Genomic DNA, 24369 nt, shown 5'->3' with positions numbered 1-24369 from the left:
CTCCTCTCTAAATTTGCTTGCAGACATCTGCCGAAAGACAACTGTCTATAAACGCTTTCATCTTATTTTGATTTTTCTGGCCTTCTAGCTCAACACCGGAACTTACATCCACTGCAAAAGGATGATAATCTTTAATGAGTTTAGGTACATTATCAGGATTTAAACCACCTGCAATAATCAGTGGCTTATTGGAATTAATTTGTTTTATGATTGCCCAATTAAAGGCTTTACCACTACCCGGAACTGTTGCATCAATCAAGTGATGACTGACCCTAGAATGACTCTCCAAGGCTTTATTTTTGTCAATTAAAGCTACAACTTCCTCCTGTGTAAAGGCTCTTATAATTGGTGTTTTAAACGAAAGCGCTTCATAATCCTCAAATTTCCCATGGATCTGGATCATATCCACTGGAACGGCCTTCAGTATATGATTGATCTCATCTACCCCTTGATCTTTGAAAACTGCAACACATTTTGTATTTTCATTTTCCAAGGCTTCTACAATTGCCTTTGCACTCGGAATGTCTATTTTTCTTTTGCTTTCAGCGAAGACTAAACCAATATAATCAACACCCTCTTTTGATGCATAGATGGCATCTTCCACTTTATTGATACCACATATTTTAATGCCTGTTTTAATGACACTTCTGATCAGGTGTTCACCCATAAGCACACCATGGAAGCCAACTTCCAAAAGCTTTTCGATATCATTTTTTCTGTATATACCACTTTCACTGATTACGGGGACGGTCAAGGACTGCAGGTTGAGCGCCTTATAAAGTTCCACAGATATCGACAGGTCTGTTTTAAAAGTATTGAGATCCCTGTTATTTATGCCCAAGATGTCAAAGGGAATATCCTTAACCTTTTCAAAATCTTCTTTTGTGTGAATTTCCATAAGCACTTCAAGATTTAGTGCATGTGCAAAGACCGTAAATTGCTTTAAAGCTTCATAAGGCAGCATTTTTGCAATTAATAAAATCACGGAAGCCCCCTCAGCTTTACACATTTCTATTTGAGTTTTTGAAACAATAAACTCCTTATAGAGAATTGGCTTGTTGGTTAACATGCCAACATCTCTCACATCGTTCTCCTCTGCGAAAAAGTACTTCTGATCTGCTAGAACAGAAAATCCAATGACTTTTAAATTTTCGTATTGTGTCACAACTTTCTCAAGCTCTATTTGGTTTGTGAATTGTCCCTTGGAAGGTGAACCTCTTTTAATTTCTCCAATAATAGGATACTGTTTGGGCACTGTTTCTTTAATATAATCTCTCTTGTATGCCAGAAGCAATTGACTCATTTTTTTTCTTTCCTTGTAAAAGGGTGAGGTAATCACTTTAACTTTAGTCCCTATTGCTTCAGCTTGTTTTTCAAAAGCTTCTTTTTTATATTCATAAATTTCATCTAAGATATTACGATTTTTAATTTTGTCCTGTGCCGCTATAATCCTATCCACTTTTTGCTTTACAAGACCGGTATCAATTAGATTTCGTGCACTTTCGACACCCTCCTTCATATTGTTTACTGCACCATCAAGATATAAACAAAAACCAGCATTGAGAATGACCGCTTCCTTATAAGGTGATGGTTGACCTTCAAGGATCGACTTCATGATCTTTAAATTTAGGTCAGCCATGCCCCCCTTTAATTGGTCATTTTTGATTGAGTTAAAACCATAATGCCTTGGGTTGATAATAATTTGCTTTTCTTCATCTCCCTTAAAGATAAGCACCTCATTTTCGCCTTCAAGCGACAGCTCATCCATGCCACCAAAACCGTATATAGCAGCACCCGCTTCAAGACCTATCGTCTTCATCGCTTCAAAGACTGGTTTTAAAAGTCTTCGATTATAGACACCGATTATTTGGTGGGTCACTTTTGCAGGATTTGATAAGGGCCCAATGATATTAAAAATACTTGCCTTTCCAATTTTACGACGTATGGGCATAATCTCTTTCATTTTGGTATGGTAAGCTTGTGCAAATAGAAAACAAAATCCTTCCTCTTTAAATAAACGCTCACTTTCATTTGCCTTTAGGTTTAAATCAATACCCATTGCCTCTAAAAGGTCTGCACTGCCACATTTGGATGAGACTGAACGGTTACCATGTTTGACCACCTTGACGCCTGCAGCTGCCATAACAAAGGCAACTGCTGTACTGATATTAAAAGTTTCAAGTCCATCTCCGCCTGTACCACAAGTATCCATAATTTTACTTGAATCTGCTGTAAACCGCTTAGCATTCTTTTTCATGGCATTCGCAAACCCAGCAATTTCGTGATAGGTCTCTCCTTTTTCATTGAGTTTAAGGAGAAGGGTTTCAATACGATCATCTGAAATTCGCTTGTTGAGGACGTCATCTGCAAGTACAAAGGCTTCCTCATAACTTAAGGCTTGTTTGTGGTTGATTTTATCTAGCATAGGGCGCTCTCCTTTCCTTCAGCAATCTTAAAAAAGTTTTCGAAAATTGTCTTGCCCACCTCAGTCATATAGGATTCAGGATGAAATTGAAGTCCATATACTGGATAGTCAGAGTGTTTTAGTGCCATGATTTCTGTATCGCTACTCGATAAGGCAATGGTTCTTAAGCATTCTGGTAGGTTTTGCTTTTCCACTATCAGAGAGTGATATCTCACAGCCTCAAAGGTTTGGTCTATATCTAAAAACAAAGGATCCTCGGTATGGCCAATGCGTTCAATTTTGCCATGCATGATTTGATTGGCTTTGGATACAGTACCGCCAAATGCCATGCCAATTGCTTGGTGTCCTAAACAAATCCCAAGTATGGGCAATTTATCGTAAAAATTGTGGATCACGTTTAAAAGCTCTCCTGCCTGCTCAGGTCTTGAAGGTCCTGGCGATAGGACAATGCCTTCGAAACTTTGACTTTCTATGAACTGGGTGGAAACTTCATCATTCTTGTAGACGACCACTTCTTTGCCAAGCATTTTCATTAAGTTATATATGTTATAGGTAAAAGAATCATAATTGTCGATTAATAGATACATGTTTTGCCTCCAATCTTTCATAGGTTTTTAAGTTACCACTTGCCTTATTTAAAATTTCCTTGAATTCATCCTCGGTTTTAGAATCGTAAACAATTCCGCTACCAACTTGTAAGTTTACCATTCCATTTTTAAAGGTTGCACATCTGATGGCAATACAGCTTTCAAAATTTTGTTTGGATGAAAGAACAAACACACTGCCTGCATATAAATTGCGTTCTGACTTTTCAAGTTCAGAGATTATTTCCATCGCTCTTATCTTAGGTGCGCCGGATACAGTCCCCGCTGGAAAGGTTGCTCTAATAGGATCAAAGACCTTCTTAAATGCCCTCTCACCCTTTACCTCTGATAATAAGTGAACCACATGTTCCAGTATTAATGGTTCTTTGTATCGGTCAACCCTTATAGTCCCTGGCGTGCATACCTTTGAAAGGTCATTTCTCCCTAAGTCAACCAGCATTAAATGCTCTGCCCCTTCCTTGGGATCCATTAATAAGGTTTGGATGCGTTTATGGTCTTTGCCATCCTTTTTAATAGCCCTTGTCCCAGCAATTGGTTTGGTTCGCACATACTTGTCATCATATTGGACCAGCATCTCTGGTGAAGTCACAGATACCTCTTCTCCCATATTTAAGTAGCAAGAGTAATTTGCCTTATGTGTGGCATTTGCCGTTAAATAATAATCATATGCACTGCCTTCATAGGGCAGTTCCAGTTTTTCAGATAAGACAACTTGAAAGATTTCACCTTCATTGATCTCCTTTAGTGCACCCTGAATTTTTAAGTTATAATCATCGTAATTGAGATTGCAATAGAGGGTATCTTGTGTATCATTATTTGAATTTAAGCATTTAGGTGCCACACTTAGGTTTAGACATTGAAAAAAGTTTTCAACAGTGGCCTCTTCTTGGACGCTACCACCTTGTGCATCATGTATTATGAAGATGACTTCATCTCGCGTTTTATGCACAGCCAAAATAATATTGGACTGTATGCAAGTTACGCCTGGCGGTCTGAGGTGGTTAAGCTTTAAGAACTCACACGCTTGTTCATAAGGAAGTGTGCCTACAAATACTGGATATTCGATATTTGCTTCAAATACATTATTTAATGCTAAAACTTCATAGTGATTTTGAATTTTGATTTCAAGTGCTTCTATGGTGGCTTCTTCCATCAGTCTACCGTTAAAGCCATAGTAAATATAATCGCTTTTTATACTGTCACTAAATTGATCTATTCTATAATTTAGTTCAAAGCCATTTGACTTTAAATGCTCAATCATTTCAACACGATCAAGCTTGCTCCCTATGTTTAATTTCATTTTTAAATACATATGACCTCCACTGCACTATTTGTTATTTTGGGATTATGAGTACAAAAAAACCTCGTCCCTGATAAAGGACGAGGTTTCTCGCTATGCCACCTTTGAGTTTATAATGGATTACAAAATTAAAACAGTTTCTAAAGCCTATTGCTATAGAATCCATAATTTTGTAATAAAAAATCTCACACCAAGTAAATGATGTGAGATATATGCCAATCTCATGATTCTACGAAGTCCATCAACTTCTGTACCCTATAACGGGAGCACCCGGCGTACCTACTCTAGTTCAGATTGCACTCATAAGTCCATTCATTGCTATTTTCCTTATCAGTTTTCACCACCCACTGACTCTCTACAAAGTGCTATCGCAACTACTACTCTTAATCTACGTTTTGATTATTTTATTAAATATTATTCTAACTTAATAAAAATTAAAGTCAATACTTTTTAAAAAAAAAAATTTGTGATACCACCAGCTAAATGTAATTCAGACCTTTATAAAGCCAAACTGTCGTTTTACTGCGAACGGCCTTATTCGACCAGATCTCTTAACTTTTCTATGTCTAGGATTTTAAACGTCGACTTGTGAAAATCAATTAAACCGTCATCCCGCATTCTACTGAGTTCTCTAGAAATAGAGGGACGAGCAACATTAAAGAAATCTGCCATTTCATCTCTATTCATGGGTAATTCAAAAAATGCATTTTGATTTTGCTTCTGCGTCTCAAGCAAGTAGGCACTTAGTTTCCCTCGAAGACTTTTTATGGTCAAATACTCTACTTTTCTATTGAGTAAAAGTGCTTTCTTTGCCATGATACGCAACATATTTTCAATCAGTTTTTTATGACCTGAACACATATTTTCACATTGGCTGATAACTTTTTCAGGAGAAATAAATATGATTTTAGCTTGTGTCTGTGCAGTCACTGCTGCAATCCATTTTGTATGAAGGGAAAAGCTCATCATTTCGCCAAACATATCCCCTTTCTTGAGCACTGTGATGATCATTCGATTGCCAGCGATGCTTTCCTTGGCTATAATCACTTCACCTTCTAAAACAATCCCAAGTCCCAAAAATGGATCCCCAATATTTGCGATACACTGGCCCTTAGAATATGAATATAGTCTTGGGTTAAGGCATCCTAACATGCTAACGATATCCTGATCTTCTATACCCTTGAATAATGGAATGCCCTTAATGATACTTATCATTTCTTGATCTATTGTTTTCATACCTACCTCTGTTAATAACTTGACTTCACATTTATCATAACATTTTTTGATCGCTTTTTCGCTATTTATAACAAGATTTTAATCAATATTTGAGTCATCTTACTATGTCTCAAGCCAATTTTTGCTGACGCTGTTTGAGACTTAACATTACCCGTCATAGCTTTTGGCTCAAATTTTGTTGTATGTAATCATTTAAGGCAAAACCTTGTTTTGTCGTTATCGTTCTCATCCAACCGCTTTTGAACATTCTTGATAAAACTGGATGAAAACTAATGATATACAATAATAAAACCCTAAATCCGGAGATTTAGGGCTTTAACATTAAATGTTAAGTTGGTGATTAAGCTACTTCAGCTTGTGCATTAGCATCTACTTTTTCCATTGTGATACCTGTGAATCCGTAGAAGATTGAAACTAATGGATTTACAAGGTTTAATATACAATATGGCACATAAGTCCAAGGTGCTAAACCAAGTGTTGCAATCATAAAGGCACCACATGTATTCCAAGGAATTAATGGTGAAGTTAATGTACCAGAGTCTTCAAGTGCTCTTGATAAGTTTTTAGGTGCTAAACCTTTTTTATCAAATGCATCTTTAAACATTCTACCTGGGATAACGATTGCTAAATATTGGTCACCAGCAACTAAGTTCATGAAGATTGCAGAGCCGATAACAGCAACAACTAATTGACCAGTACTTCTTGCAAAACCTAAGATTACGTTCGCTAAAGCTTCTAACATACCTGTTTTTTCCATAACGCCACCAAATGTCATCGCACATAAGATTAACGATACAGTCCACATCATACTGTCAAGACCACCACGTGATAATAAGTAGTCAACTGATTCAATTCCTGTTTCAGAAGCATAACCATAGTGTAATGCATCAACGACTGCACCAATTGAAGAACCTTGGAACATCATAGCTGCAAGACCACCAATGATAGCACCACCGAAAAGACCTGGAATTGCAGGTACTTTCATAACAACGATACCGATAACGATTACTGGAATTAATAATAGAGCAGGGTTTAAGTTAAAACCTTGTGCTAAACCAGTGTTCATTTCATTGATTAAAGATAAATCCATTGCATTACCACCAAATTGGAATCCCATTACTAGGAAAACGATTGATGCGATAATGTAAGAAGGACCAGTTGTGAAAAGCATGTGCTTGATGTGATCAAATAACTTAGCGCCTGCCATAGCTGGTGCAAGGTTAGTTGTATCAGATAATGGAGACATTTTATCTCCGAAGTAAGCACCTGAGATAATTGCACCACCGATCATTGGTGCTGGAATACCAAGACCCATACCAACGCCCATTAACGCGATACCAACTGTACCAGCAGTCGTCCATGAAGAACCAGTTGCTAAGGAAACGATTGAACACATTAATAATGTTGCAAGTAAGAAGATCTTAGGTGATAAAATTTGTAAACCGTAGTAAATCATAGTAGGTACTACACCTGATAAAATCCAAGTACCGATTACCATACCGATGATCATTAAGATAATAATTGCACCCATTGACATTTTGATAGTATCTACGATACCCTCTTCAATTTCACTCCACTTTGCATCTAACATAAACATTGCTACTAATGCTGCAACGATTGCCGATGTAAATAACGGAATGTGTGGTGATGCTTCTAAAATCCTAATAGAATACATTAACGACCCAACTAAGAATATGACTGGAATAAGTGCTATCCATGGTGATACTTTTTTAGTTTGCATACGCAAGCCCCCCTTTAAAAGATAGGTTAATTATACTTAACAAGTTCAAAATAATTAAAAAAAATTCAAAAAGATTTTAATTCTTTTTGAATTTTCAGATATTGTGAAAATATTATCCCAACATTACTACAAAATTGAGCAATAATTGTGGTTTTAGCTACATTTCATCAACGAGCAATATTAAATTATCAATAAATTTTTTGATGTTAATTTTGCCACCATAAGCTTTTTTGCCCCTTAAATATTCCATTTCAAGTCTGACTTGTTCAAAATCAAACAAAGTATTTGAATATTTGACGAAGACTTCATTGAGATAGTCTTCAATGCCTAAACTGGCAATATTGCTTAGGCCCCTATTGATGGCCCTACGAATTCTTTGTTCCATGGCCTTTGGATTGTCTGAAATTTCATTGCTGATGTCTTTGAGTTTATTTGAAGTTAGACTGATTTTATCCTCTTTTATAAACTTGCAAAGCTTTATCATTTCATCACACCCAGATTCTCCCAAAATACCAAGGCGGCTGAAAATCACCTTAATCTTCTTTTCAAGGTCATCTTGAGGACTGCTTACATTTTGAGGTGTAATTTGAGGTTGACTGTGAATATCAATGTTCAAAACTTTTTTAATCTTATCTAAATTTTGCTCAATCATAATATTGTCAGTTACATTGCGTATTACCGTAGAAACTTCTTTTTTATTTACAGGTTTACTTATATAAAAGGTAATGCCACGTTCGTAGGCTTCACCAATAATCTTTTTTGATGAAACTTGCGAGATCATGATGAATTTCGAGTGACACTGTGTTTCTTTTAAGGTTTCAACTAGAGTCGTCCCATCAATTTCTGGCATCAATAAATCCAAGAGAATAATGTCAGGCTTTAAAATCGGGATTTCCTCTAAGGCCTTTTTACTGCTTAGGCTTGAGCCAATGAGCTCACCTAGCACTTCATCTAAAATAATCTCTTCTAGCATTTTAATAACACTGATATCATCATCCACAATATAGATTTTCATAATATCCCCCTACTCAATAGATTCTTTAGGAATTTTTACACTGAAACGCGTGCCAATACCCACTTGTGATTCTACTTCAATTTGCCCTTTGAAGACATTTTCTACTATATCTTTTACCAAAGATAATCCGATCCCTCTGTTTGAATTTCCAGTTGCATCGTCATATTTTGTTGAATAGCCTGGATTAAAAATATATTCCTGCATTTCTTGTGACATGCCTTTTCCATCATCGATGACAACAAATTCATGCATATCCTTATCTTCCATGTGGAATAATTCAACTTTTCCACCATTTTCAATCGCTTCAACGCTATTATTGATTAAATTTCTCAAGATAGACATCAATAAATTGTGTTCTTTTATAGACGCATCACTCTGTACATGAAAGGATAAAACAATCGGAATGTGGCTAACCTCTAGTTGTCGAGTCAATGAAAGCTGCAATATTTTGGAAAGATCACGCAATGATAACTTGTCATTTGGTTTTTCCTTTAAGATGATATCATCTATGCCCTCGATAACTCTAAAGTAATTCTTCTTAATTTCATGTACGTCCTTAGCAATGTTTAAGGCTTTATTTTTCCGCTGGGTTTCATCGAGCTTGTCATATTCTCTGTATAGGCTAAAGGCTTCATCCATAACAGATTCCACATGTTCTGTATTACTGTGGAGGAAGTATATTTCTCCCTTAAGGTCTGAGATGATATTTAAAAGCAGTCGATATCTTTCATCATGCTCTTCCTTCCTTAAAAAGGAATTATAATAATTAATTGAAACGATTAGGGTAACACCAATGACCCCCCTTATGGCTGCAACTAGGAAAAGTGTAGCCATAACATTGTTTCTCGTATATTCTATCACACCATATCGCGAAATGAACTCAGAAGCATTGCCTAAAAAATCACTCGCCATTGATGCTAAGTATAAAGTAAAAAGCGTCTTTCGTAAATCCTTATAAAAGACCAGATAAAAAATAAGGCCGTAGGTTAAATCAAAAAACAAAAAGTTAAAATCTGCCCAAAAGGCTGCTTCAAAGCCACCGTAATAATAATAGCCTGTAAAGGTCCTAAAAAGCAAGCCTATGGTCGCAATAAACACTGAAGTGACTATGGGATTTAAACGACGGTCCAAATAGTAATATATCGGCAAAATTGCAACAGCAAGGTTAATGGTAAAATCAAAGGGGAATATCTTTAAATTAAATCCTGAAACAATTGCATCAACCATTGCAATAACAATCATCTTTTGGATTTGAATGACATTGAACTCCTTTACCCAATTCTTAATTTTCTTCAGCGTAAAATTCATAGAGCCTCCGTAAAATCAATAATTTTTTGAAGTATATCTTGATGTCCATTCACTGCATCTATCCCAGCTTGTGTGATTTTGTAATTGCCTTGTGAGCTTTTTTCAAACCACCCATAGTGGTCTGCCCTGAGGATTATGCCTGATTTAGGTGAGCACCCCAGTTCCTTTAAGGCTTTAATGGACATAATCTCATTTTTTGATAAATGGTATGCAATGAGTAAAGCTTGTTCTCTATAGGCTGTCATTATTTTACGACGGGTTAGACCACCGTCATTTGAATCTGTAATCCTAGAATGAAACTCTTTTAAAAGGGCATTCTTTTTCTTCTCAGCATTGCGTCTGCTCTTTTGAAAGTCATAAGGTTTCGCTTCTATTATTTCAGATACATATGGATTTGTCGACCTAAAATTTACCGTTAAAAGTCCCACGTTCAAACGTCTGAGTAAAAGCTGTATTTTCTTGAATTTACCACTTTCAAGGACTTTATATTCGTGAGGTATAGCAATGTAGACATAATCCACAAGTTTCTGTCGCTCAACAGCTTGAAGGATCAGATCTAGGTTCAATTTTAACTTAAGTTCGATTGCTATTGTGAGGCTCTCCCCTTCATGTTCAAATACCCCCATAAGGTCTATGCTCTTAACTTCTCCAGCAACTTGACACCCCTTCATCTTAAGCCACTCTTTGCAGGGCTCACTTAAGTGGGTTTCATAAATCTTTTCCATTTGACCTCACAATATTTTTGTTCACATTTTTTTCTTGATACATCAAAACATCAGCCTTTTTAATGGACTCTTCAATTGTCTCAAGTCGATTTCTACGAATGACATAACCAAATGAGGCCACCAAAAGCTTGATATATTCCTTCTCTAGAATGGTTTCATTCATCTCTGATTTAATTTCCTGAATTAATGAAATGGCTTTACCTTCATCCATGCCATTAACAATCATTAAAAATTCATCGCCACCCATTCTAATAACAATACCTTGAGGTGTTTTAAGCCTAAGAATTCTGCCATACTCAGCGATGATCAAATCGCCAACATGGTGACCAAAACGGTCATTTGTATATTTTAAATTATCCAAATCAGAAACAATTATGGCTTGTGGCAATGTTCCCGCCTCAATTTCCTTTTCTTTATGAACGAAATATTGCCTGTTATAGACGCCAGATAAGGCATCAAAATAAAGTAATTTTTCTCTTTCCTTTAAGAGTTCCGTTTGTGCTTTTTGAAATGAAATGACATTGATTAACTTGGCGATTCCAAGTACACCAATAACAATAATAATACTCATAATTGCAATTGTAAAAAGTAAATTCTTAACACGTTTGTTTGTCAACGTCGGAACACTTTGTAGACCTTTTTCTTTAACCTCATCTATATTTATGAATCTCAAAGTTTTGTCGATTATTGAAACAACCTCAGGGACATTTTTATCAACACCAAAATAGAAAAAAGAGTCCTTAGAAGTTGTCCCCCTTTTGATCAGGTCTTTATAGCCCAACCCATCAATGTAATATTGTACAACTGTTGGGTTTTCAATTAAGTAGTCCACACCACCACTTTCAAGTGCTTCCAATGAGGCAACTAAGGAGTCTGTCTGTACGATGTCGACATGATATAAATTTTTTCTTAAATATTCTTCATGCCAAAACCCTTCAATAACAGCAACTTTTTTGCCCTCCAAATCATATACGTCTTGTATGCGTTCAGAATTACTTTTACCGACAATAATGTCTCTTTCTTCGCAGTATGGCTGGGTAAAATCAAAGATCAGCAGGCGATCTTCCGTTTTTGCCATACTCAGCATTTCTATATCACCTGATAAGGCTAGATCGTATAACTCTGAAAATGAACCTTCAACAATTGTGTAGTCGAGACCAGTTTTCTCTGCAACTTCATTGATTAAGACACCTGAAATTCCCAAATAAGAGTCTTCGCTTGCATACTCAAAAGGCAGGTAGTCATTGGGTACACCAATTACAACTTTGTGCCCACTGGTTAAAAAATCAACTTCTTCTTTCGTAAATCTAAGCACCTTACGATTATAGTCAATTCGCGCATCAGTAAGATACTGTTTTATAGCCTCTTTTTCATGTATTTCAAGAACCTTATTTATAATATTGATCAGGATCTGATTTTCTTTCAAGGTCGATAAGGTCATATCTGATGTGATTGAGTTGATTTCTGCAATCAGTTTTGTATCTGGGTTTTGGTATAAAAACTCATATTCTATACCACCACCTGATGTCACGAAACCATCTACTAAGCCATTGTTTAAAGCTTCCAAACCCTTATCTTGATCTTGAAAAATAAGAGTTTCATACTTTATGTTAAAATACTTTTTGGGAAATGCATCAATGATGATATCCCCTTCAATAAAGCCTATTCTCTTTTGGTCTAGGTCACCTATCGTTTGTATATTAGGGTTCTTCTGAGCAAAAACAATATAGGGATTCTTGATAATGGGTTCTGTAAAAGCCATCATCTTGAGCCGTTCTTCAGTAACGTTTGCGCCAAACAATATGTCTACACGCCCCTCAAGTAAGCCCGAATAAACCTCTCCCCAGGTTTGATCTTCTATGATATCAATATGAATGTTAAGCTCTTGCTCTATTAATTTTACAACATCTATAAGGTAGCCCTTTTTCTGATCAAACAAGGTGAAGTAGTCCATACCTGAATAAGGATCAAGACCAAGTGAAAATGTCTCATCACGATGCTCAAGAAGCCATTTTTGTTCGTCGTCATTTAAAGCATCCCAAAAATCCGCGGCAAAAGATAAATTGCCTGCAATACTGTAAATCAGAATGCTCAATATAATGAAAGCCCATATTTTTCTTCTATTCATCCTGCCACAACCTTCTCATACTTATACTACTATTTTAATGTAAATCTAGTCATACTACAATGAATAATACTAACTAATATTCCAATATAACCTTTTAATTTGTAATATACTTTATATATAGGCCTAATTTTAATTGTATCAAATACAAAATAAATGCCTCACGAGAAATACTCATGAGGCATTCAAATTAATTAAAATGGTTCAAATCCTTGATCACTCCACCAATCCTTGATTAGGTTGTCATATTCTGCGGAGAACTGTTCCAAGTGAACTTTTTCCCACTTTGCTAAAACTTCAAAAAGTTTTTTAGCAGTGTCAAAAGACGTATTCTTCATTGCATCTTCATAGAACTTTACTGAAGCTCTTTCCATTTCAATACCGATTCCAAATACAGATACCGCCATACTCGCTTGTTTAATTCTTACATTATCCCACTTAAAAATATCTGGTGATGGCGGATTTTCAAGCATTGCTAATGTTGTTTGATCTTGTGGGTCTGTGCTTAATTTTTTTAGTGCATCCTTTAGCCAATCAATATGCTTGAGTTCTTCGTTTGCTAAATCTAAGAAAGTCTTTTTAGAGGCTTCATTTTCGGCGCTGTATGCAGCCATCTTGTAAAATTCATAGCCTTCAACCTCATTGAGAATTGCCTGTTTAAAAATTTGAATATCCTTCTCTACCATACTAATACTCCCTTCCTACTTCAATGCGAATTTTTTAGCAACATAGTATAACGGTCTTACCGCAACGCCAGTACCACCTTTGGTATAAATGCCAGCTTGTTTATCCTTGAATGCCGTTCCAGCTATATCCAAATGAACCCAAGGTTTATTTTGAACAAACTCCCCTATGAACATACCTGCAGTTATTGTTCCTGGTGAACCCGCTGTATTTGTTAAATCTGCTTCATGGTGTTTTAAAAGTGCCTTGTATTCGTCAAATATTGGCAAACGCCATATGTTTTCATTGGATTTTGCAAAGGCTTTATTCACTGCTTCAAAATAGTCATCGTTGTTTGAAACTGCGCACGTTGCCTCATGACCTAAGCAATGAATCGCCGCACCCGTGAGTGTCGCCACATCTATAACTGCTGAAACATCTTCTTTTTCAATAATATAATGCACGGCATCAATCAATGTTAAACGACCTTCAGCGTCAGTATTGCCAATAAAAATACTCTTTTTAGCCATGGAGGAAATGATATCCCCCGGTTTATAGCTACCACCTGAAATCATATTTTCACATGCAGCAACCACAGCAGTTACATTGACTTTAAGCTTCTGCTTTGAAATGGCTATCATGGATCCGATTACAGCAGCTGCACCTCCCATGTCATCCTTCATATTGACCATAGATGCAGTTGGCTTGATGGATAATCCCCCAGAATCATAAGTCAGTCCCTTACCCACGTAACCAAGTCTCTGATCTGACGATGGATTTCCTGTATATTTCATGACAATGAGTTGCGGTGGTTTTGAAGAGCCTTTAGCGACTTCTAAATAGGCTTCCATTTCAAGGGCCCTAATTTCATTTTCATCCTTGAGAACAACTTCAAAGCCGCTCTCTTCACCATATGTTTTAACGAGTTCACCCAAATAACTTGGCGTCAAAACATTAGCTGGTAAATTTATTAAATGACGCGCTACTTTGTTGGCTTCCCCTAATATGATACCTTCATTTAAAGCTGACTCATCAAAATCACCCAGTAAGGCTATGTTATTTACAGCTTTAACTTCATGATCACTTTTATATTTAGTAAATTCGTAATCTGCCATAACCAGTGCTTCTGAGATTAATACCGTTCTTTTTCGAATGGAGTCCATATATTTTGTCAACAATCTTGCCATCACAAGAAGGTCACTTGCATTGTCACCTTTTAAAGTCCTATAAACTTCAGCAAGTCCATTTTCCAATTTAATGTTAGAAAAAGTCTCATACGATCCCATCCCAACTAGGGCCAAGTTCATATAGCCGCTTGTCGTCTTCACACTACCAATAACAGTTTCACCGATTTTACCTTTAAAAGTTCCCTTTCCCGAAACAAATGCCATATAGGTCGTGAGTTCAGACTGTAAATCGTCCGGTAGTTCAGATGGCAATTCCAAGGTCTCATCCAATAAAATGATGAGTGAATCCTTGAGTTGGCCGATCTTTTCAATGATTTCAAAATTCATTTCATGCCTCCTATGTTGATTTTTACATCAGTATATTTATTCCATCATATCATTTCCTTCAAACAAGAAATCAGAATATTTAACATTAAAAATCTGAATAATTCTTAACATCTGCCACGATAGACAATTTTGACCCTTATTTTTTCGCCTTATTGAGGCTTAATGCTAGGTTTGTTTAGAGGCTGTTTCTTTAAAAAAGCCCAAATAATAGATTTGACTTTCAATAATCCGAGTCATGAACAATTGAATCTCACAGGTATTTCCATCGGATTTTTCTAGGATCAGGTCAAGCTGCAAGGTGTCTTCTAAATTGAGTTGGTCCATCTGATACCCTTCTAACCTGATACCACATGACCCCAGTGTGCTTTCATTTATGACAATGTCAAAACCCGTAATAGAGGTTACCGTTTTATTTGCATAAACGAACCTTGAGCCTTCATCCAAAACAAAAATACCATTGTCTGAATGTTCTAAGATACTTAAAATCAAATGAAGTTGTTTTTCAACCTCCTTGCGAAGGGTGATTTCTTTCATTATCTTTTCCGATTGAGTCTGTATGGTAGAAATATTTGCAGTGTTTTTCAAAGACATACTATTTAGGGCCCTTGCAAGTGTGCCGACTTCATCTTCACGATCCAAGAGTTGTTCACTAAACTCAAACTTACTGCTTATGCCATATGAAGCTTCAAGTGTGTGAACAATTTCAAGTATAGGCAAGGTAATATAATTACTGACCTTAGTAGAGAGATAGATGAAAAGCGCTAAAAGCAAGAGCATCAATGATATCACCATGATGATGTAGCTGAAAAGATTTTTATATATTTTAAGTTCATCAATTTCTATCCCAATCTTCCAATGATTTGATAGGGTTGTCAAAAAGATTAACCGTCTGCCTACTTTCGTTTGGATTTCTGCAAAACCACTTTCTTGAACCTGCTTTATCAAAGCTTCTGATAGGTGCCAATCTAAATTAAAAGTCTCATCAGCCAAAAGCTTATCATCTCCATCAATGATAAAAGAATTACCAAATCCCCTTTGATTATACATGGTCAAGCTATTTTTTATGACATCATATGTCAAGTCAGTCCCTATGACACCAAAAAGGACATCGTTTATAAAAATAGGTTTTGTATATGAAATAAACTCAATTGATTGACCATTATCCAGTGTCCAAAGATAAGGCTCAGTCCAAAATTCCCTACCAGTTTCAATCGGACCAAACCACCAAGATTTCGAATCTGTAGGACTTGGGCCACTTTCAAAATAGGATATTGGTATATTTTCTTGACGCTCAACCACGCCATTTTGATCTTGATCCGCATAATAAACATCGAAGACCTGATGGGTTAAATCGGGATTGATATAAAGATATGCTGTATGGCTTTGTGTATGGTTTTGCGCTTCTCTTTCAACGATGGGCATAATATCCTTAATAAGTTGATCTAAGTATGCCTTATCATGAATTTTAGAAGCATCGAGTTGACTCAAAATTGCACTTTCAAGTGTTTCGATTACCTTTTCAGACTCTATGATATTTTTTTCAAAATCATTTTTCATTGCATCTAAAATATAGGTTGTTTTTTCTATTGTTTCTAGTTTAAGGGATTTTGATCCTGAATAAAGGCTGACACTCCCGATTATAATGATGCTAAAAAAACTTGTCATAACAAGCAAAAACAGTATTTGATAGCGTATACTCAATCGATTCATCCCATCACCCACTTTCAGATATCATAACATTTATGTTAATACCCTTAATCTAGATATAAAATCATGTTATTTGTCCTTTTCTATTGAGTAGTCCCTTCTGACGCATTAAAATAGACTTATAAAAGATGCAAGTCTGTTAGAATTTGCTTTGACATAAAATAAATTGACTTATATGAACGAGGAGGACTTATGAAAAACTACACAAAACCCGACATGTCCAAATGGATGGGTAGAATAGATCATACAGAAAATTACGATGCTTTTAGGTGGCACCAATGGGTTTTGCCACTTGATTTAAACGACTGTCTTAAAAATCACTCAGAATTCACAGTGGGTATTGCTTTTATCGGTTTCTGTAGTGATGAGGGCGTGAGAAGAAACCTCGGTAGAACTGGTGCTTCTAAAGGTCCCAATAGCATTCGAAAAGAACTTTGCAATATGCCCTGTAGCTTTCTGCCAACTTTAAAATTATTTGATGCTGGAGATGTTCATTGTGTAGACGGCAACCTTGAACTTGCCCAAAGCGATCTTGCTGATGCGGTTTCCCAATTAAAAGAGCTTGGATTATTTCCAATCGTTTTAGGCGGTGGACATGAGGTTGCTCTCGGCACCTTTAATGGTCTTGCAAAGGAAAATAGCTTTAATCCTTTAAATCCACTTGGGATAATTAACTTCGATGCTCATTTTGATATTAGACCCTACGAAACACAGGGATCTTCTGGAACCATGTTCAGACAGATTTCAGATATTTGCTTGGAAAAACAGATGCCTTTTAATTACTTTTGCATAGGCATACAAAAACGAGGTAATACGATTGACCTATTTAAAACAGCAGATCGATTAGACATTAAGTACCTCATGGCAAAGGACATCGGAGAGGGTGACCTTGAAAAAGCCTTTGAACAACTAGACCATTTCATGTCACAGCAAGAGCATATATATGTGACCATTTGCACAGATGTCTTTTCGTCTGCTTTTGCACCTGGCGTCAGTGCCAGCCAGCCCTTAGGTCTACATCCAGAACGCATCCTAAAGTTTTTCAAACACATCTTTAGGAGCAAAAAAGTCATTGCATTTGACATCGCAGAAGTTTCACCACGATTCGATCAAGATAATATCACAGCCAACCTTGCTGCCACCTTTATCTTTTCAGCCGTTAACTCGATTGCACACAATCATCAGATTGCACTTTAATATTAAAGTTTATCTTCAAGTAACAAGACCTAAAAAAAGCACCCCTATAGATGTGTTTATACACACTTATAGACGGTGCTTTTCAATTTACCTTTAAATATTTTATTTGAATTAAATTATCTCAACTTGTCAACAATCGACTTAAATACGAATTCAGATTGTTCCGGGTCTGCCTTCCCTTGTGTCCGTTTCATCATTTGCCCCATGAATGCACCAAACGCCTTTTCTTTACCGCTGAGATAATCCTTTACAATCATCGGTTTTTCAGCTAAAACGGCTTCAGCATGATCTCTTAATTGTGCAAGGTCTTTAAGAACTTCAAGATCGTATTTCTTTATAATAGTAGCAACCGTTTCACTTTCTTCACATAAATAAGCCATGGCTCTCTTTGCAAGTGAAGGATTTAGCGTGCCATCCTCTATAAGGTTAACAACATCCGCTAAAGATTCTGGTGCAATCTTAAACTTTAGCTCGTCATCATCCCCATAACTGCTCTTAAAGCTATCGGTCATCATGAGGTTGGCAAGTGTCGAAGGTGTCTTTACGCGTTTGACACCCACTTCAAAGTAATCGGATAATTGCTTGTGTGCTGTGAGCTGCTCTGCAGCATCGGCAGTGAGCTTGTACTTTTCCATATAAGATTTTTTACGTTCATCTGGCAGAACTGGAAGCTCTGACTGAAGACGTGATAATCGCTCGTCATCAATGATAATCGTTGCAAGGTCAGGATCTGGGAAGTAGCGATAATCATGGGCATCTTCCTTTGTTCTCATGGAATAGGACTCACCCTTAATGGCATCCCAACGTCTAGTCTCTTGAACGATCACCTCGCCTGATTCCACACATTTAATTTGTCTTTTCGTCTCATGTTCAATGGCATTCTTGATAAAGGCAAATGAGTTGAGGTTTTTCATCTCAGTTCTTGTGCCAAACTCTGGATCCCCCTTTTTGCGAACAGAAAGGTTGACGTCGCATCTGAAAGAACCTTCATTGAGCTTACAGTCCGAAATTTCAGTATAGAGTAAGATCGATCTAAGTTTTTTAAGATAAGCGATGGCTTCATCCGCATTTCTCATATCTGGCTCTGATACGATTTCCACAAGGGGTACACCGCATCTATTATAATCAATTAGGGTGCCTTCATGTAAATCATGAATCAATTTACCTGCATCCTCCTCAATGTGAATTCTCGTGATGCCAATACGCTTGTCCTTACCTTGAATTGTAATATCCACAAAGCCCTCTTTACAGAGTGGTAAATCGTATTGAGAAATTTGATATGCCTTGGGCAAATCAGGATAAAAATAATTTTTTCGATCCTGTTTCCCCACCTTTGTGATGTCACAATGCGTTGCAAGTCCAGCCTTAACCGCATAATCCACAACGGTTTCATTTAAGACGGGAAGCGTTCCTGGAAAGCCCATACAGATTGGACAGCTCTGGGTATTTGGCTTGGCACCAAAAACTGTAGAGCAACCACAGAAAATTTTACTTTTTGTTTTGAGTTCAACGTGAACTTCAAGCCCTATTACCACTTCATATTTATTTTCCATATAATTGCCCTCCCTCTTTAGCTTGAACTTCATAAGCATGACCAACCCTAAGCAGCATGGCTTCATCGAAGTGCTTTCCAATGAGCTGCATTCCAATTGGCATACCATCCTTGTCAAAGCCACAGTTGACCGACATAGAAGGTAGTCCTGCAATGTTGACTGGAACCGTATAAATGTCACCTAAATACATTTTAAGAGCATCATCTGAACAATCATCAAAACCATATGCTGTCGTCGGTGCAACAGGTGATAGCACAACATCATAGTGTTTAAAGAGTAAGTCGAACTCATTCATAATTAAAGTTTTTACCTTGAGTGCTTTCTTATAATAAGCATCATAGTAACCTGAACTAAGGGCATAAGTCCCAAGGAGGATACGACGCTTCACTTCATCGCCAAAACCATATCGTCTTGACCTTGAATACAGGGTTTCAAGAGAATCAAATTCAGGATGTCTGTAACCATATTTGATGCCGTCAAATCGTGCAAGGTTGGAAGACGCTTCTGCAGATGAAATAATATAATATGCTGGAAGCGCATGCTTTAATGATTTTAAAGAGACTGTTTCAACAACTGCGCCAAGCCCTTCTAAGGTTTTTGCCGACTTGAGAATAGCCGCCTTTACCTCAGGGTCAATCCCCTCTTCCATAAATTCAACCGGTAAAGCTACTTTTACACCCTTCAAATCACGTTCTTTAATTTTAGCCATTGAGTATTCAGGTGAATCAAGTGAGGTGGAGTCCATAGGATCTTTCTTCATCAAATGTGGTAAGACAAGTGCCATGTCTTCAACGGTCTTTGTGAAAGGACCAATTTGATCTAGAGACGAGGCAAAAGCAATCAAACCATATCTGGAAATACTCCCGTAAGTAGGCTTCATGCCAACCACCCCACAAAAGCTTGCAGGCTGTCTAATGGAGCCACCCGTGTCAGAACCAAGCGTATAGAGGGCTTCATCGCTTGCAACTGCCGCCGCTGAACCACCACTAGAGCCACCTGGAACCCTGTCCAGTTTCACTGGATTCTTTGTCTTTTTGAAGTAAGAATGCTCTGTTGTGGAGCCCATTGCGAACTCATCCATGTTGAGCTTACCAAGAACAACAGCATCTGAAGCCTTGAGCTGTTTTACGATCGTCGCATCAAATGGTGCCATATAGTTTTCAAGCATTCTACTACCGCAGGTTGTCGGCATGCTAATGGTAGAAATATTATCTTTAATGGCCATTGGAATGCCAGCGAGCTCACCGAGGCTTTCGCCTTTTGCTCTCTTGGCATCAACTGCCCTTGCTTCTTCAAGAGCAGAATCATAAGCATAATGCAGATAGGCGTTTATGACCTGATCCTTTTCTTTTATTTGTTTTATATAGGACTGAGTGAGTTCCTCACTGCTGATTTGTTTTTTACTGAGAAGCACACTTGCTTCTGCTAATGTGAGTTTTGTTAAAGTGCTCATGTGTTTCCTCCTATTCTACCGTTTTAGGGACAAAGATGCAGTGTTCGGTCACTTGTGACGCATTTTTTAAAAGCATATCTTGATCTTCAAAAGCATTCACTTGATCCACTCTAAAGACGTTCTGAGTCGTAGCCAAGCTCTCTTTAAGATGAATATCAGAAGTATCCACTTCACTAAGCTGATCTGCAAAGGCGATAATTTTCATTAAGTCATTGGTAAGCGTTTCCTTCTCCGTTTCATCAAGTTCAATTCTCGAGAGTTTAGCCACATGTTCGATGACCTCGTGCGTCATCTGAGGGGCTTCATGCTTAGGTGCATGCATGCCTTCAAGGAATATTGAAAGTGCCTCAAGTTGTTCTCTACTGACTTCAGAAGGCGATTGTGTCATGGCACATGACGCATCTCTCATCTTAGGGAAAGCAATCACATCACGAATGCTCTCTGCACCAACCATGAGCATGATCAAACGATCAAGGCCAAATGCAAAGCCACCATGCGGTGGTACCCCATATTCAAAAGCACTGAGTAGGAAACCAAATCTTTCTCTCGCTTCTTCTTCGCTGAATCCGAGGAGTTTGAACATTCTAGATTGAATACTTGCATCATGGATTCTGATACTGCCACTGCCAAGTTCTACACCGTTTAAGACGATGTCGTAAGATTTAGCCCTCACCTTTTCAGGTGCCGTTTCAAACAAACCTAAATCTTCATCCTTTGGCATTGTAAAGGGATGATGCATGGCCACGTATCTTTTTTCATCCTCTGACCATTCTAAGAGCGGGAAATCTGTAACTACGAGGAAAGCATAATCATCCTCTTTTCTAAGCCCCATCATATCCCCGACCATAAGTCTTAAACTGCCAAGAACACTTAATGCCAAATCCTTTTTATCTGCAGAGAATATGAGCAAGTCACCTGGTTTTGCATCTGTTTTCTCAAGTATTGCTTCAAGGTCTGCTTCTTTAAAGAATTTTGTGATAACGGATTTTAAACTGCCATCTTCTTCAACTGCAATCCATGCCATACCCTTACCGCCAAGTGACATGGCATGATGGGTCAATGCCTCAATTTGCGTTCTTGTAAATGCTGCACCACCTTTGATATTCAAGGCTTTGACGATACCACCACGATTTACAATCGATCTGAACACTTCAAATTCACAGGTCTTACAAATCTCTGTTAAATCAATCATTGGAAACCCAAATCTTAAATCAGGCTTATCAACCCCGTATAATGACATGGCATCTTCATAAGTGATTCGTGCAAAAGGCGTCTTAAGCGATATTCCCTTTACCTCTTCAAATATCTTTGCAAAGAGTTTTTCAAGTAATTCGATGATATCCTCTTCATCCACAAACGAGAGCTCCATGTCTACTTGGGTAAATTCTGGTTGACGGTCTGCCCTTAAATCCTCATCTCTAAAGCATTTTGCCACTTGGAAGTAACGATCAACACCGCCCACCATGAGCAATTGCTTATAAATCTGAGGTGACTGTGGCAAGGCGTAGAAGGTTCCCTTTTTCATACGACTTGGGACTAAAAAATCTCTTGCGCCTTCAGGTGTACTCTTTGTGAGAATCGGCGTCTCTATTTCCATAAACTCTTGGCTGGATAAAAAGCTTCTTGCCACACTAGCGACTTGCTGTCTTAGCTTTAAGTTCCTAAGAATGTCAGGTCTTCTAAGGTCTAGAAATCTATATTTTAATCTGAGTTCTTCTCTAACATTTGAATTTTCTTCAATCATGAAAGGCGGTGTATGTGCTTTAGATAGAATTGATAAAGCATTGGCTCTGATGTCGATTGTTCCAGTTGGGATTAAAGGGTTAATCGTATCCTCTGACCGCTTTTCAACCTTGCCCTTTACCTGAATAACATACTCACTTCGAATAGTCTCTGCATCAGCAAACATTTCAGCCGGTAAATCCTTTTGATCCAAAATAATTTGAATAATGCCTGTTTTATCTCTTAAATCTAGAAAGATCACGCCCCCTAAATCTCTACGTCTTTGAACCCATCCTGAGAGTGCCACTGATTCATCTATATTAGCTTCTCTTAACCTACCACAATAATGCGTACGTTCAAATTTTTTCATAACTGCCTCCTTTTCTTACATTGTGCTTTAAATAAGTCATAATCGAATCGCTTTTATATGGCCTTGTCTGTTTTTTTGCAATAAAAAAAGCCTTCATCCCTATAAAAAGGGACGAAAGCTTACTTCCGCGGTACCACCCAGATTGATCTAAAAAGATCCTGCTCATCGATACGGACAAATTGTCGATATCTACTGACGATAACGTGTCAGGTAACGTCTAATCCTACTCTTAGTTCGGTTAGAAACTCGGAGATGTTCTTCCTTCAAAAATCCGTACTGATCTTTCACCGTCATCAGCTCGCTTCGACTACCATTTTGAAATACTCTTCTCGTCATCGTTTTTAATAAGTTATTTTTAGTGATTATAATATGTCTTCAAACACTTGTCAATATGTTTCATAAAATTAATTTTTTAAAGCCACACGCTCACCGTCTTGAATATAATTTTGACCTTTCACGATAATCTGTTTGCCTCTTAAATCTACAGTGCTTGTAATTTCAACGTTCTCGTCTTTTGTCAATCCTAAGACGACAGGCACTTTTTTTGCTTCATTTTGGTCTAAAATAAATATAAAAGTTTTTGAGCCTTCATACAAGATTGCAGCATTGGGAACAAGTGTTGCAAGATGTTCATCATAAACAAACTTAACTTCAACAAAATCTCCAATATAAATCGAATCATCTGGATTTTCAAGTTTAACTTCCACTTGATATAACTTATTCTGTGGATTTGGTAAAAGATCAATGTTCACAATTTCGCCATTGATCAAATTGTCAGCATTTCCAGAAAGATGAACGACTGCAGGTGTTCCAATTTCTAGGTTTTTGAGTAATGAGCTCGTCACCATGGTCTTCACAAAAATACTATCGCGATTGATGATACTAATGGCTTTTTGGTTAGAAATCTTTTGACCTTCCTTCACATAGATGGCTGCAACTTCACCATCAATTGTGCTGGTTAAAAGTCTATCGTTGACCGCATTTTTAAGAGACTTGACTTGATTATTATAGTTGTTGTTGGCATCTAAATATTGCTTTTCAAGTGTTGCCAATTGCGTTTTTAAAGTATCAATACTGGCCTGTGAGGCAAATCCGTTGTTGTAGAGTTCCAATTGCTTTTGATAGTTATCCTGAGCAGCATCAAGCTGGACTTTTAAATTGTCTCTTATAGTTCTAAACTGACTTTCCTGAGCACTATAATTTATTTGTACCTGGTCTGTCGAAAGCTTAATAAGTGGCGTTTCTGCCTTTACCACATCACCAGATTTAACGAGAATAGATTCAATTTCCCCATTTCCAGTAACCATGATGTCCACTTGATTTTGAGGTGTTACTTCACCAAAACTCATATAAAAGGCTTCCACCTGATCTTCTATTATTGGGGCCGTTTCAACTACTGTTTTTGCAACTTCATCGCTTCCAATCTCCTGAGCTACTGGTTTTTGACACCCTGTTACCACCAATATCATCGTCATTAAAATCACTAAACCCAAAATTTTATTTTTCATTGGTTTCCACCACCTTTCTAGTCCTAAACAATTCTATCAGATGATAAATCGTTGGAATAAATATCAAAGTCATCAGCGTTGTCATCATGAGTCCAAATATGAGTGCAAAGCTGAACTGCGCATAATAGGCTTCCTTAAAAGCCAAGGGCAAAACACCGCTAATTGTCGTTAGTGTTGTGGCAAGCACTGGGTTAAATCTTGT

18 protein-coding genes and 2 other annotated features are annotated in these 24369 nt (G+C 37.3%); of the genes, 1 reads left to right on the top strand and 17 read right to left on the bottom strand.

Annotated elements, in window-relative coordinates:
- Window positions 1-7: 7 nt before the first annotated feature.
- The 12 genes from trpD to AC220I_RS05820 form a co-directional block, all read right to left on the bottom strand.
- Window positions 8-2425: an anthranilate phosphoribosyltransferase gene (gene trpD, locus AC220I_RS05875; protein WP_486722895.1), complete on the bottom strand. Its 2418-nt coding sequence runs from the start codon at window positions 2423-2425 to the stop codon at window positions 8-10.
- Complete coding sequence (locus AC220I_RS05870; RefSeq protein WP_486722894.1) at window positions 2419-3012, bottom strand: anthranilate synthase component II; 594 nt, start codon at window positions 3010-3012, stop codon at window positions 2419-2421. The genes trpD and AC220I_RS05870 overlap by 7 nt, the downstream gene beginning before the upstream one ends.
- Entirely contained in the window at window positions 2987-4342 is a 1356-nt protein-coding gene (locus AC220I_RS05865; protein WP_486722893.1) for an anthranilate synthase component I family protein, read from the bottom strand. Before AC220I_RS05865 ends, AC220I_RS05870 begins: the two co-directional genes overlap by 26 nt.
- Before the next feature lie 61 nt (window positions 4343-4403).
- Window positions 4404-4730 (bottom strand) — a binding site (T-box leader).
- A gap of 134 nt (window positions 4731-4864) precedes the next feature.
- The gene (locus tag AC220I_RS05860) at window positions 4865-5566 is read right to left on the bottom strand and encodes a Crp/Fnr family transcriptional regulator (protein WP_486722892.1); all 702 of its coding nucleotides are present in this window, start codon (window positions 5564-5566) and stop codon (window positions 4865-4867) included.
- Window positions 5567-5906: 340 nt separating this feature from the next.
- On the bottom strand, window positions 5907-7307 hold the full coding sequence (gene nhaC, locus AC220I_RS05855; protein WP_486722891.1) for a Na+/H+ antiporter NhaC: 1401 nt from the start codon (window positions 7305-7307) through the stop codon (window positions 5907-5909).
- Between the two features lie 157 nt (window positions 7308-7464).
- Entirely contained in the window at window positions 7465-8322 is an 858-nt protein-coding gene (locus AC220I_RS05850) for a response regulator (RefSeq protein ID WP_486722890.1), read from the bottom strand.
- A 9-nt stretch (window positions 8323-8331) separates the two neighbouring features.
- Window positions 8332-9630 (bottom strand): sensor histidine kinase, encoded by a 1299-nt coding sequence (locus tag AC220I_RS05845; RefSeq protein ID WP_486722889.1) that lies wholly within the window; start codon window positions 9628-9630, stop codon window positions 8332-8334.
- Complete coding sequence (locus AC220I_RS05840) at window positions 9627-10355, bottom strand: DUF2161 family putative PD-(D/E)XK-type phosphodiesterase (protein WP_486722888.1); 729 nt, start codon at window positions 10353-10355, stop codon at window positions 9627-9629. The genes AC220I_RS05845 and AC220I_RS05840 overlap by 4 nt, the downstream gene beginning before the upstream one ends.
- On the bottom strand, window positions 10339-12483 hold the full coding sequence (locus tag AC220I_RS05835) for a transporter substrate-binding domain-containing protein (protein WP_486722887.1): 2145 nt from the start codon (window positions 12481-12483) through the stop codon (window positions 10339-10341). The genes AC220I_RS05840 and AC220I_RS05835 overlap by 17 nt, the downstream gene beginning before the upstream one ends.
- A gap of 191 nt (window positions 12484-12674) precedes the next feature.
- Window positions 12675-13166 carry a ferritin family protein gene (locus AC220I_RS05830; protein ID WP_486722886.1) on the bottom strand — a complete coding sequence of 164 codons (492 nt, stop codon included), beginning with the start codon at window positions 13164-13166 and terminating at the stop codon, window positions 12675-12677.
- Window positions 13167-13181: 15 nt separating this feature from the next.
- The gene (locus tag AC220I_RS05825) at window positions 13182-14657 is read right to left on the bottom strand and encodes a leucyl aminopeptidase (protein WP_486722885.1); all 1476 of its coding nucleotides are present in this window, start codon (window positions 14655-14657) and stop codon (window positions 13182-13184) included.
- A gap of 165 nt (window positions 14658-14822) precedes the next feature.
- On the bottom strand, window positions 14823-16367 hold the full coding sequence (locus AC220I_RS05820; protein ID WP_486722884.1) for a PDC sensor domain-containing protein: 1545 nt from the start codon (window positions 16365-16367) through the stop codon (window positions 14823-14825).
- Between the two features lie 189 nt (window positions 16368-16556).
- On the opposite strand from AC220I_RS05820, the gene hutG reads away from it, so the two are divergent.
- Window positions 16557-17561, top strand: a complete 1005-nt coding sequence (gene hutG / locus AC220I_RS05815; RefSeq protein WP_486722883.1) for a formimidoylglutamase — start codon at window positions 16557-16559, stop codon at window positions 17559-17561.
- 116 nt (window positions 17562-17677) lie between these two features.
- Here hutG and gatB read toward each other — a convergent pair whose 3' ends face one another.
- From gatB to AC220I_RS05790, 5 genes are all read right to left on the bottom strand, one after another.
- Entirely contained in the window at window positions 17678-19114 is a 1437-nt protein-coding gene (gene gatB, locus AC220I_RS05810) for an Asp-tRNA(Asn)/Glu-tRNA(Gln) amidotransferase subunit GatB (RefSeq protein ID WP_486722882.1), read from the bottom strand.
- A complete protein-coding gene (gene gatA / locus AC220I_RS05805) occupies window positions 19104-20567 on the bottom strand; it encodes an Asp-tRNA(Asn)/Glu-tRNA(Gln) amidotransferase subunit GatA (RefSeq protein ID WP_486722881.1) in 1464 nt (487 codons plus the stop codon). The genes gatB and gatA overlap by 11 nt, the downstream gene beginning before the upstream one ends.
- 10 nt (window positions 20568-20577) lie before the next feature.
- A complete protein-coding gene (gene aspS, locus AC220I_RS05800) occupies window positions 20578-22659 on the bottom strand; it encodes an aspartate--tRNA ligase (protein ID WP_486722880.1) in 2082 nt (693 codons plus the stop codon).
- Window positions 22660-22763: 104 nt separating this feature from the next.
- Window positions 22764-23004: a binding site (T-box leader), on the bottom strand.
- Window positions 23005-23063: 59 nt separating this feature from the next.
- Window positions 23064-24167, bottom strand: coding sequence for an efflux RND transporter periplasmic adaptor subunit (locus AC220I_RS05795; RefSeq protein ID WP_486722879.1), 1104 nt, complete (start codon window positions 24165-24167; stop codon window positions 23064-23066).
- The coding region (locus tag AC220I_RS05790; RefSeq protein WP_486722878.1) for an efflux RND transporter permease subunit at window positions 24157-24369 on the bottom strand (213 nt) is incomplete at its 5' end. The genes AC220I_RS05795 and AC220I_RS05790, both read right to left, overlap by 11 nt.

This window comes from Fusibacter sp., assembly GCF_057447755.1.
Note: the sequence above shows the minus strand (reverse complement) of the source record. Positions and strands in the feature narration are given on the sequence as shown.